Genomic DNA, 12,733 nt, shown 5'->3' on the forward strand with positions numbered 1-12,733 from the left:
GAAAAATCATGCAGATAAGTTGCGTGACTTTATTCAAAAAACAAATTGCTGTTATTTTACTTCATCTGAAAATCCTTATCACCACATTGCCACAGCATAAAAGAATATTCTCTGGCCACCTGAACAAACTGCTCATCAACCGTACTTCCGCCGAAATGCCCTGCTTTGTAATCTACATATAGAAGAACGGGATTTTTTGATGCATTCTCATCCTGCATTTTAGCCGCAAATTTTGCAGGAATGTAGCTTTCCACGCGGGAATCATTAAAACCTGTTGTGATCAGCTGGGCAGGATATTTTGTTCCTTTTTCAATATGATGAAAGGCATCCATTTCCCATAAAGCCTTAAATTCTGTTTCGTCTTTTACGGTTCCAAATTCAGGGATATTTCCGGGGCCGTTTGGTGAAAATTCCATTCTCAAAGCATTCAGACAGCCTACTTTCGGAATGGCAACTTTATAAAGATCGGGACGTTCTGTAATCGCTCTTCCAATCAAAATTCCACCAGCGCTTGCTCCGGAAATTCCAAATTTATCTGATGAGGAATATTTATTTTTAATCAAATATTCTGCGCAGGCATTGAAATCTTTCCAGGTATTGGGTTTTGTAACCTTCTTACCGGCAAGATACCAATCCCGACCTTTTTCTCCTCCACCGCGGATGTGTGCAAAAGCCAGAACGACACCCCGATTCAGCAATGGTAAATATCTGGTTGAAAAATAAGGTGTAGAAGACATTCCGTAAGCACCGTAACCCTGCATGAATGCGATGTTGCTGCCGTCTTTTTTCAGTTTGGTTTTATCATACATAATGCTCAGCGGAACCATTGCACCGTCGTGGGAAGGAACTTCTACTTCCTCAAAAACAATATTTTCAAGATTCGGAAAATTGATATCCATGCTGAAAGGTCCTTTGGAAAAGTTTTTCGAATCAACGTCGTAAGTGTAAAAATTGATCGGTAAATTCCAGCCGACATTGATGAGCGTCAACTCGTTTGAATTCTTTGAAAGTGCCGTCGCTTCTACATTTCCCTTCAAAGGTGTTTCTATTTTTGTGGTTTTTCCGGTTTTTAAATCATAATAAAACGGTTCTACAACCAACTCATTTTTAGTTTTAAAATAAACCAGATAATCTTTTGATTGTGTGACAGAGGACAGCTTCCATTCTTTATCTCCGGATGCTACTTCTTTGGCGGTGGTAAAATCGGGTTTCGAAAGCGAGGTTTTTACCAGTCTGAATTTAGAATTTCCTTTTGTAGTTAAAAGATAAACATCATCACCCTTCACAAAAAAATTCCAGATTTCATCTTTTTTAGTGCAGAACGGTTTCCAGTTGATGCGTTCTTTTTTCAGTTCTGAAGCGGGTGCGTAAAACATTTCCTTATAATTTTCAACCGTTGCTTTACTTAAAAAAATATAGGGTGAATTTTTTGAAATATACATATCCGGATATTCCGACGGGAGAATATTGAGCTCAGGATATTTTTTTGAACTTGCCAGCAGAAGATCTTGTGAATTTTCGGTGCCGAGAACATGCAGCTTTGTTTTGGAATTTAACCATACTTCGGGATCGTGGGTATCATAACTTTTTGCCTCACCGTACATGATTTCGGTATTGCTGCCGTCAACAAAACCGCCGTTGCTGTGCGGGATGACATCAGGAAGAAACTTTCCGGTTGCTACATCCATGATTTTCACATCACCCAATTCTGATCCCACCTCGCTAAGATTAAATACCAATCTGCTGCCGTCATGACTCACGCTTACAGCATAATCCATCACTTTACCTGCTATGTAATTTTGGGGATCAAACAGAAGGACTTCTTTTCCGTTTTTGCCTTGTCTGTAATAGAGTTTAAGTACAGATTCATCCGGCAATCTTTTCTTATAAAAATATTTTCCGCCTTCAATGGCAACAGGGATATATTTAACAGCAATAATTTTGTCGAGCTCTTTGAGTTCCTGAATGATCTTGTTCTGATTCGGGATTTTTGAAAGCTGGGCATTGGTGAAGTTTTCCTGGCCTTTGAACCAGTCTAAAACTTTTGGATCTTTGATATCTTCCAGCCAGCGGTAGGAATCTTCAACTTTTTTCCCGAAATAGGTATCGGAAACCAATTCTTTTTTCGTTTCGGGATATTTGTACTGACCAAAAGACCATACACTAAGTAGCAAAACGCCCAATGTTATTGATTTTTTCATGGTAATAAGTTTTAGTTTTTAAAAATAGTGACAATAACTGTCCGCTACACAAATATAATAATTTGACTGTCAGTGCAGTTAAATATTTAAACCGAATTTAATTTTTCCTCTAACGGAGAATGTCAAGATCCTGAAAACAGAGCTGATTACACAGAAAATTATTCAGATTCTGCAGATTAAAATATTTAAATAAAAAAAACAGGCTTCATTGAAACCTGTCTGTATTGTACTATGTAAATTAAATTTAAACTGCAGTATAACCACCGTCAACAAGGTAATATCCACCAGTCATAAATGATGCTTTGTCTGAGCTCAAAAATAAGACTAACTCAGCAACTTCCTGCGATGTCCCAAGTCTTCCCATTGGATGTTTTGCCACCAAAGCCTCCTTCATATCTCCACTTGCACTCTCCAATAACGGTGTTTCAATATAGGCAGGACCTACAGCATTACAACGGATATTTCTCTGTCCGTATTCAGCTCCGATATTTTTCGTTAAACCAACAACTGCATGTTTTGATGCAGTATATGCCGAAGAAAGTGGTGCTGCCACTGTTCCGTGGATTGATGCGATATTCACAATCACTCCGCCACCATTTTTCTCCATCTGCTCCAGTTGATATTTGCAACCATAAAACACACCATCTAAGTTAACGTTCAGTACTTTTCTCCAGCTGTCAAGGCCATATTCTCCGGTCAGTTTCTGTTCACCTCCGATTCCCGCATTATTACACGCAATATCTAATCTTCCGTAGATTTGAACTGTTGATTTAATGAGTGCTTCTACTTCTTCTGCCTTTGACGTATCTGCTTTCACAAACGCAGCTTCACCGCCGTCTGATTTGATTTTTTCTACCGCCTGTTTACCGTGTTCTTCATTGATATCAGAAACGATAACTTTTGCTCCTTCTTTTGCATAAGACTCGGCGATTGCCAATCCGATTCCTGAACCTGCTCCTGTTACAAGAGCTACTTTATTGTCTAAAATTCCCATTTGATAAAATTTTGATTAATATTTGAATAAATTAATAATTAAATTTACGATAATTCCCGCTCATTGTTTCTTTTTAAAGCATTAAACTTTTATTAAAGTTTTTCTGGAAATTTATTCAAAAAAGATTCCGAAATCTATCAACAATCTGATTTTAAGAATTACTAAATCTCAGGCTTAAAAAATATTTAAGATTTTATGGTTGACATTATTCAAACTGATGCTTTGCGATTCTGATTTTCCCTCCAGAACTTTTGCCAAGGGTGAATCTGGGGAAATGCAGAAAATTTTATTTCCATCCAAATCAATATTCGAAAGAGAAACCGAAATGTAGAAAAGTCCTCTATCCGTTTTTACCAGCGCTCCTTTTTCCGCCTTTGCAGAAGGTTTTGCAGATAAACTTTTAAGAAAATCTCTCTGTTTTAAAACTTCATTCAGCTGAACTTGCAGATTGTTGATTTCCTGCTGCAGCATTTCGCGTCCGGTTTCATATTTATCTCCCATCGAACTTTTGGTATCGTTGCTTGAGGCGCGGGTTTCAGCGATAAGATTTTCGAATGTCAGAATTTTTTCTGAGATTTTGTTTTTGAGGATGTTTAGTATTTCTTCTTTTTTCATTTTGAATAACCTTTGTGAAAGATTAATTTTTGGCTAAAGCCGATTCCAACATCAAACTAAAAGCGGGCTAAAGCCCGCTCCTATTGATATTTTAAAATATTCTATTAAAGTTACACCTTATTTTTCAAAAACAGCAAAATCCGAAACTTTAAAATTAAAATCTTTTCCTTCACTGAAATCTCTCTTTGTTTTGTCAAAAACATTTTTGAAAGTCCCGGTTACATTTTCATCCTGAATGGTGAAATTTACGGGCTCCTTTGAAAAATTTAAAACCACTAAAACCTCATCTTTCCCATTCTTTCTTACGTATGCCAGAATTTTATCATTGGCAGTTGTGTTCAGAAGATAAGTTGAAACTGCAGAATCTCCACCTCTCAAAGCTGGATTTGATGATTTTAAACTCAACAGTGTTTTATAGAAGTCAGCCATATCGTATTTTCCATTCCACTCGATGACGTCTTTTTCGAAGAACTCCAATCTCTTCATATTCGGAAGTTCCTGACCGGAATACAAAAGTGGAATCCCGTTCCATGTGGCAGAGAAAACAGCCATTGGCTTTGTGATATCTCCGTATTTTTCAAACTCGGTTCCGTTCCACGAGTTTTCGTCGTGATTTGTTGTAAACCATGCTCTCATAGAAGCATCTCCGATTGCAGAATATTGTTTCAGCAAATCTGTCAGTTCACTGATAGGCTCATTTTTTTTGTAGTAGTCCGCAGATTTGTGCATCCACTTCCATGAATAACTTGCGTCGAAAACTTTACCGTAATCCGGATTTTCCAGTTCGTCGTATTCGCCGATGAAGAAAAGAGGTTTTATTTTTTCCACTTCTGGTCTTGCTTCTATCCAGAAATCGACTTCAACCCATGAAGCCAGATCACATCTAAAACCATCAATTCCTGTTTCTCTTACCCAGAATTTCATTGCATCGGTCATTTCCTTTCTCATTTCCCTGTTTTTATAATCCAGTTCGATGATATCATCCATACCTGAAGCTTTGTGAAAACTTCCGTCGGGATCTTTTAAATAAAATTCAGGATGAGTTTTTGTCCAGACATGATCCCAGCCTGTGTGATTGGCTACCCAGTCGATGATTACTTTAAAGCCCAACCGGTGCGCTTCGTTGACCATATGCTTAAACTCGTCCATGGTACCGAATTCCGGATTGATGGATGTGTAATCAGATGCTGCGTACTGACTTCCCAGACTTCCTTTTTTGTTGAGCTGTGCAATTGGGGTAACAGGCATAAACCAAAGGGTTTTCACGCCCATATTTTTGAGGCGGGGCATTTCTTTTTCAAATGCTTTGAAAGTGCCTTCTTTGGTATATTGTCTCAGGTTGACTTCGTAGATATTGGTGGTATGTTTCCAGTCTTGTGGTAAATTCATATTCTGATTTATTTTTTGAACGCCGCACGATAGCAATGTGCAGGCAATCGTGAATGACAAAAGATATTTTTTCATCCTTATTCTTATTTCAACAAAAATAGGAATTGCTTCTTTAAGAAACGGTATTCCACGGTGAAATTAATTTATGTATTACATTTTAAATAAAAGAAAAACCCCAAACTTTCGTCTGAGGTTCTGTATTTTATAAAATTTTATCTTTCGTCATCCTGATCATCTTCATCAAAAACATCGTCGTTGTAGTCGTCTTCTTCTTCATCATCGAAATTGTCGTCGTCTTCATCTGCAAAATTTCCTGTTGCTCCGAAGTCGTCATCAAAACCGAAATCATCGTCCAGAATTGGTTTTGCTGCTTTTTTCTTTCCTCCACCAATGGCATTTTTCACAGGTGCCTTCAATGGTGCATTTCCAAATCTGAAAGCTGTAAGCGGATAATTAACACCTTTTGTTTCTTCGTTGATCTCTACCAACTCGCAGAAAAACTCCCAAAGATCAAGAAGACCATACTGAAACTGCGCTTTGTCACCGATCTCAGCAAAAGCCTCATCAATGTAAATATCAGACATAATCTCGCCGTCTCCGTCGTCACTCATATCTTCCAGAGGAACACTTTTCACTACAGTACCGTCATTCTCCAGCATATTAAAAGCTGAAAGCTCGTCGCCCTGCAAATTGAAAGCACTTTTGATACCCAAATGTAAGTTCCAAAGCGTTTGTTTTCCCTTAACCTCGACATCTCTGAAGACATCTTCTTTTGCATCTAAAATTACACGAATCTTGTAAACCATACCAACTTGAATTTCTTTTTTTCTTTTACTACTGAATCTATTTCTGTTGCAAATATAAAATAAATGAAAGTGGACAAAAAAATTTTTCAGAATTTTTTAAAAGATTTTTTTTTCATACATTTTGAGCCGTACTACTTCCCTTTTTCAAGCATAAAACTGAATTTTGTGCCTTCCAGATAGATGCTTTCTACAGTAATATTTTCATTGTGCGCTTCTAAAATATGCTTTACGATGGCTAAACCGAGACCTGAACCACCCTGTCTTCTGCTGCGGCTGGTTTCTACACGGTAAAATCTTTCGAAAATACGGGGAAGAAGTTCTGCTTTTATTCCCATTCCGTTGTCGATAACTTCTACGAGTACTTTATTTTTCACAATACCTGTTTTTACAATCACTTTAGCTTCCTGACGGTTGGCGTAATGGATGGCATTGGAAATTAAATTGATAAAAACCTGCGAAATTTTTCCTTTATCAGCATCAACAAAAATTTGGGTCTGCGGCGTCTGAATCTGAAGAGTAGTATTGTGTTTCTCCGCTTCGAGATCGAGAAGATCGAAAATTTCTTTAATTAAAAGATTGATATCAAATCTTGACACTGAAAGATTAATTTCACCGGCTTCGAGCCTGTTGATCATATCCAGATCTTTTACAATGGCAATCAGCCTTTCTACAGACTGATCGATTCTTTCTAAATACTTGTCGCGTATCGCAAGATTTTCTACACCACCATCCAACAAAGTTTCAACATAGCCCTGAATGGAAAAAAGAGGTGTTTTCAGTTCATGAGAAACATTTCCGATATAATCTTTTCTGTAGCTTTCCATTTCCTTCATGAGATCGATTTCAGTCACTTTTCTCTGATTGAGGTCTGAAAATCTTTCGCCCAGTTCTTTCAGAGTAATATTGTCCTGATCATCGTACACCATCTCTTCAGGAAGTATTTTGGAAATATTCCTGATTTGTTTTTTGGCGTACGAATTAAAAAGGAGTTCGAGAACGGTGTAGTTGATGAGAAACATAATGATGATACTTACCAGAATTCCGAAATTGAAAACGGAAGAATCCTGATAGACATCTTTTACAGAATCAAATAATATAACAAGCGTAAACATCACCAAAGTGATGAGAAATGAGGAGACGAGTGTAAGTCTGTAAAACTTCAATTTTACAAAATTTTAATTGTTTAGAAATTAAAGGTAAGGAATTTAACCCTGAACAATCAGTTTATAACCAATTCCTTTTAAAGTCTGAATGGTATTGATCCCTAATTTTTCTCTGAGTCTTCTGATGTGTACGTCGATGGTTCTTTCCCCCACAATCACATCATTGCCCCATACTTTCTCAAGAATTTCTTCTCTTTTAAAAACTTTTTCGGTGTTTGAAGCCAAAAGATAAAGAAGATCAAATTCTTTTTTCGGAAGCAGAAACTGCTGTCCTCCTTTTGATACTCTGAAATTGTCTTTATCTATAATTAAATCGCCGATTTCGATCTGCTTTGATGTATCAGAAACCTGAGATGTCAGCTGAAGCAATGCATTAACTTTAGAAATAAGAATTTTCGGTTTGATAAGCTTCACGATGTAATCATTTGCCCCTGCCTGAAAACCTGCAAGCTGAGAAAACTCTTCGCTTCTGGCAGATAAAAACACGATGAGTGTCTTTTGCAGTTCTTTGATCTTCCGGAGTTCCTGACAAGTTTCAATACCGTCTTTTTCGGGCATCATCACGTCGAGAAGAATAAGGTCCGGAACAATTTCCTTTGCTTTATCAATTCCTTCGTTACCGTTTGTGGCGGTGTAGATATCATAACCTTCTTTTTCTAAATTGTAAGAAAGTATCTCGAGGATATCCATTTCATCGTCAATTAAGAGGATCTTTTTTGAGTTCATTTTTGAATTTTGCTGGTCAAAGTTAATCATTTTTAAATCACACGTTAAGGTTAGGGTAATCGTTCACATAAAGTTAACAATAATTACCGATTGGTAATGTTTCGTTAATGAAAATTTAAATTTAACTAAACCAACGCAGGCATAAATGTTTAGTTCCTTTGCACCGAAGAAATTAGTAAAAAAGAAATGAACTTTAGAAAAATCAGTATTGCAGTTTTGTTTTTAACATCAACAGGAGCTGTAATGTATGCCCAGGAAACCAAATCAGACACTGTAAAATCTGAAAAGAAAATTGACGGTGTTGTCATCCAGGGAACTACAAGAAAAGGTGCAGAATCCAACATCATAGGTCTGCAGAAAAAATCAGTAGAAGTAATAGAACGTGTAGGTTCTGTACAGTTGGAAAAACAGGGTGTAGGCGATGCATCTGTTGCAGTAACCAAAGCCACCGGTTCACAAAAGCAGGAAGGCAGCGGCCAGATCTTCATCAGAGGTCTTGGTGACAGAAACAACTCTACCACCATCAACGGACTTCAGGTTCCTTCCAATGATCCTTTATACAAAAACATCGATTTGAGTATCATCAAAACTGATATGATCGATTTCATCGGTTTGGAAAAAGTTTATAATCCAAGACTTTGGGGTGATATGTCTGGTGCAAACGTAGATATTGTAACTAAAGTTTACACAGGAAAGCCTTATTTTAAAGTCAATTTAGGATCATCTGTAAACTTTAATGCAGTTCAGAAGAATAATTATTTCCTGCAGGACGGGCCGAATTATTTTGGTTCTACCATCTTAAAAAAACCATCTAAGAATGCCATTGTAAATCAAGGTTACGCATTTAAAACATCTTGGAGAAATGAGGAAGTGAACAATCCTTTTAACTCTGCACTGAGTTTTGATTTCGGAACTAATTTTAAAGTTGGTGATCAGGGCAAGTTCAGCATTTTCGGATATGCCGGTTTTGATAACAATTATGAATATTTCAAAGGTGTTACAGGAGGAGCTTATGACGGACAGGATAATGCTCTCAGATTATATACTGATGCAGAAGAATTCAAATACAGCACTAATACAACAGGTTTAATTAATCTAAATTACAAGATTAATCCTAAACACAACATCAATTTATCATCAAATTATATCCATACAACCGAACAGAGATTAGGAAACTATTCCGGATACAACAGAGATTATTATGATAATGATGTAAACCAGGAGAGATACGTAACACAGCTGCGAAGAGCTACTTACAGAACAAATGATTTGCTCGTAAATCAGCTGAGAGGTGAACATACAGTAAGCGAACCTCTAAAAATCAGCTGGAACTTAGGTTACAACAGATTAGACAGCAGAAGACCAGACAGACAGCAGAACGTAACGGTGCTGGACAAACAGACAAACACGAGTTTCTTTGCAAGCTCGAATCCCGGAGCCAACAACAGGTATTTTGACAGATTGCTGGAAAATGATTTCACAGGTGATGTACATGCAGATTACAAAATTGGTGAAGCTAAAATAACCTTAGGTTACAGCGGCAGATACAAGGAAAGTGAATTCAAAGCAACTCAGTACAACTTCAGAATTTTACCGGCACAGGGAACTTATACCGTAAATCCCAATAACTATGATGCATTTTTCAATTTAGCAAATTATCAGGCCGGAGGATTTTTTGACATTGTAACTTTCAGAGGAGATATCAAATACGATCCTAACACTGCATTAATCCCGCAATTATTTACTTCTGAAGTAAACAATCACGCAGGATATCTGAACGTAGATTACAAATTCACTGAAAAACTTACTGTACAGGCAGGTGTAAGATACGATAAACTTATGCAGAAACTTACGTACAATACTGCTATTCAACAGGGTGCGAGAGACAAAGACTATAATAAAATCTTACCTGCCGTAAACGTTAAATACAGCATTAACGATCAGCATAATTTAAGATTAGCAGCATCAAAAACCTATACAAGTCCGTTACTACTTGAAATTACTCCGTACCAGTACGAAGAAGTGGATGAGACAATTCAGGGAAGCCAGTCTAACTATCTTGCCGATAACTATAATGTAGATTTGAAATGGGAATGGTTTCCGAAGAAAAATGAATTGATTTCCTTAACCGCATTTGGAAAACACATACAGAATCCTCTTGCTAAAATAACAATTAACTCAGCTTCCAACTTAACATCAGTTGTGAACGTAGGAGACACAGGAAGAGTATTTGGTTTGGAAGCAGAGGTGAGAAAAGATATCTACGATTCAGGTAAAACAAGATTCTATACATTCCTGAACGGTACTTACCTTAACACTAAAATGGAACTTGACGGTGAAAAAGTAAGAAGAGAAAATGCGGGTGTAGGAGAGTCTCAATATACTACTGATTTCCTTAAATCTTCTGATAAATTACAGGGAGCATCTGAGTTTCTGGCCAACGTAAACCTAGGTGTAGAACAGAAATGGGGGAACAAAAACCTAATGGATTTCGTAGTTTCTTACTCTTACATTTCAGATAACATTTATTCAATCGGTTTCCAGAGTAGAGGAAATATGGTTGATAAAGCATTCAGCACTTTAGATGCTACACTTAAATTCAAGTTAGGAAACGGAATGGGATTCTCGTTTACAGGAAGAAACCTTCTAAACCCTACTTTCACTAGATTCCAGGATAATACTGTGACCGGTCAAGAGCTGGTTTCAAAAAGATATAAAAGAGGTGCAGGTGTAGGCGCAAGCATTTCTTATGAATTCTAATAAGTAAAAAAATAAATAAAATATTGTAAAATGAAAAAGAACACTTTAAAATTATTAGCTGTTGCATTCCTTGTATCAACAACAGCTGTAGTATTTCAATCTTGCAGCGATGACGACGATGACGATATCGTAATAACCAACCCAGGCGGTGCTGCTTCAGACCCAAACAACTTTAAGGGAGAGATTAAGTCTGGTGAAACAGTAACTCTTGATGCAACTAAGTTATACAAACTTACTGGCGCATTAAAAGTAAAAGCTGGCGGTACTTTGGTAATTCCTGCAGGAACAAGAATTGAAGCTTCCGGTGGTACTTCTGCATATATCACTGTAGAGCAGGATGGTAAAATTTTAGCCAACGGTACAGCTTCTAATCCAATTGTAATGACTTCACCAAACCCTACACCAGGAAGCTGGGGAGGATTGGTAATCTGTGGAAAAGCTCCGATAAATAAGGGTACAAGTGCAAATGCTGAAGTAGGTGACGCAACTTATGGAGGTACAAATGTTTCAGACAATTCAGGTGTACTTAAATATGTAAGAATTGAGTATGCCGGAGCAATCTTTCAGGCAGATAAAGAATTCAACGGTTTATCTCTTTTCGGAGTAGGTAACGGAACTGTAATCGATAATGTATCACTGATCAACGGATCTGATGACGGTATCGAATTCTTCGGTGGAACAGTAAATGTATCCAACATTATTTCTGTAGGAAACGAAGATGATGCTTTCGACTGGACTGAAGGATGGAACGGTACTGCAACCAACATCTATACAAAAAGAAGAGCATCAGGAGTTGGAAACAGAGGGATCGAGGCAGACAATAACTCAAACAACAACGATGCTAACCCAAGATCTAATCCTACCATCAAAAATGCAACCTTCATCGGAGGTACAGTGGGAGCAGAAAACGATGCAATCAAATTAAGAGTAGGTACTTACGGAACTTTAGATAACATCGTATTGTCTAATTGGTCTACAGGTATCAACGTAGAACATGATGCTTCTGTTTCTTATTTCAATGGTGGTGGTAAAATCACTAACGTGAAGTTTGATACAAACGTTACCACTAAAGCTTCCCTAAAATCAAGTACAGGTGCTACTGTAACTGCAGCAGCTAACTTATTTACTGAAAATGCATCTGCTACAGGTGCCGGAAGTGGTACTGCAACTCCTACATGGGCTGCAGGATGGGCAGGTATCTAATTTTAAACAATTAGTTTCTTCATATCAAATTGAGAAAACCTCTTCAGAATTTCTGAGGAGGTTTCTTTTTTTATTCTTCAATCGTCCGGAAGGTTAAATTGATTCTCGGAGTTTTCACATTTGTTGTGGGTGGAAGGCGGTGCAGCCAATTGTCCTGAGTAGTTCCTTTCATCACAAGAAGGCTTCCGTTTTCAAGGAAAATTTCTACTTTCTCTTTGGAGATTTTATGTTTAAATAAAAACTTTCTCTCCGCGCCGAATGATAAGGAAGCGATAGCACCATTTTTCTTCAAATCTTTCTCGCCATCGCTGTGGTAGGCCATTCCTTCGCTGCCGTCGTGGTATAAATTCAGTAAACACGAATTGTACGTCTCGCCGGAAACTTCTTCACATTTCTGTTTTAATTCCAGTAATTCAGGTGTCCAGAATCTGGCGTATTTTGTCCGTTTAGAGTAAGTATATTCAAATTCTTTTTCGCCAAACCAAGCCACTTTTCTTTTCGTTAAAATCAGTTTCCCGAAAATAACAGCTTCATCGTGCTCCCACGGAATTTGGTTTAATAAATACTGTTCATATTTCAGACATTCCTCTGGAGAAAATATTTTACCGTAATATTCTGTAATTCCATCTTTCGGAAGAATATTGATTGGAAATCTTGGTGTTTCATCGAAGAGATTAAGCATTTTTTTTAATTTTATTTTTTTGAACACGATTACACCGATGACTTTCAGGAATAAGCACAATCTTTCTGTGGAAATCTGTGTAATTTGTGAGACAAATAAAGTTCAATTCATACTTAAACGCAAATTTATCATTCCGGAGGAATTTCAACAAAGATTTTAATAATTGAGATCCTTTGACTACGTCGAACCTAAAA

Annotated in this window: 10 protein-coding genes; 2 read left to right on the top strand and 8 right to left on the bottom strand. The window is 37.3% G+C overall.

Annotated features, from left to right (window positions below):
* Positions 1-56: 56 nt before the first annotated feature.
* The 7 genes from IC610_RS06985 to IC610_RS07015 all read right to left on the bottom strand — a co-directional run bounded on the left by IC610_RS06985 (position 57) and on the right by IC610_RS07015 (position 7,894).
* Positions 57-2,201, bottom strand: a complete 2,145-nt coding sequence (locus tag IC610_RS06985) for a prolyl oligopeptidase family serine peptidase (RefSeq protein ID WP_191735823.1) — start codon at positions 2,199-2,201, stop codon at positions 57-59.
* 244 nt (positions 2,202-2,445) lie between these two features.
* Positions 2,446-3,195: an SDR family NAD(P)-dependent oxidoreductase gene (locus IC610_RS06990; protein WP_191735824.1), complete on the bottom strand. Its 750-nt coding sequence runs from the start codon at positions 3,193-3,195 to the stop codon at positions 2,446-2,448.
* Between the two features lie 174 nt (positions 3,196-3,369).
* The gene (locus tag IC610_RS06995) at positions 3,370-3,810 is read right to left on the bottom strand and encodes a hypothetical protein (protein WP_191735825.1); all 441 of its coding nucleotides are present in this window, start codon (positions 3,808-3,810) and stop codon (positions 3,370-3,372) included.
* A 117-nt stretch (positions 3,811-3,927) separates the two neighbouring features.
* Complete coding sequence (locus tag IC610_RS07000) at positions 3,928-5,274, bottom strand: alpha-amylase family glycosyl hydrolase (RefSeq protein ID WP_191735826.1); 1,347 nt, start codon at positions 5,272-5,274, stop codon at positions 3,928-3,930.
* A gap of 137 nt (positions 5,275-5,411) precedes the next feature.
* Positions 5,412-6,005, bottom strand: a complete 594-nt coding sequence (locus tag IC610_RS07005) for an IS1096 element passenger TnpR family protein (RefSeq protein ID WP_056081595.1) — start codon at positions 6,003-6,005, stop codon at positions 5,412-5,414.
* A gap of 131 nt (positions 6,006-6,136) precedes the next feature.
* Entirely contained in the window at positions 6,137-7,168 is a 1,032-nt protein-coding gene (locus IC610_RS07010; protein ID WP_056081599.1) for a sensor histidine kinase, read from the bottom strand.
* A gap of 42 nt (positions 7,169-7,210) precedes the next feature.
* A complete protein-coding gene (locus IC610_RS07015; protein WP_056082442.1) occupies positions 7,211-7,894 on the bottom strand; it encodes a response regulator in 684 nt (227 codons plus the stop codon).
* A 186-nt stretch (positions 7,895-8,080) separates the two neighbouring features.
* On the opposite strand from IC610_RS07015, the gene IC610_RS07020 reads away from it, so the two are divergent.
* Positions 8,081-10,654, top strand: a complete 2,574-nt coding sequence (locus IC610_RS07020) for a TonB-dependent receptor domain-containing protein (protein ID WP_191735827.1) — start codon at positions 8,081-8,083, stop codon at positions 10,652-10,654.
* 30 nt (positions 10,655-10,684) lie between these two features.
* Positions 10,685-11,857 (top strand): hypothetical protein, encoded by a 1,173-nt coding sequence (locus tag IC610_RS07025; RefSeq protein WP_191735828.1) that lies wholly within the window; start codon positions 10,685-10,687, stop codon positions 11,855-11,857.
* A gap of 70 nt (positions 11,858-11,927) precedes the next feature.
* On the opposite strand, the gene IC610_RS07030 is transcribed toward IC610_RS07025, so the two are convergent.
* Entirely contained in the window at positions 11,928-12,539 is a 612-nt protein-coding gene (locus tag IC610_RS07030; protein ID WP_191735829.1) for an alpha-ketoglutarate-dependent dioxygenase AlkB family protein, read from the bottom strand.
* Positions 12,540-12,733: the final 194 nt, after the last annotated feature.

It is taken from the genome of Chryseobacterium caseinilyticum, assembly GCF_014837145.1.
GTDB lineage: Bacteria > Bacteroidota > Bacteroidia > Flavobacteriales > Weeksellaceae > Chryseobacterium > Chryseobacterium caseinilyticum.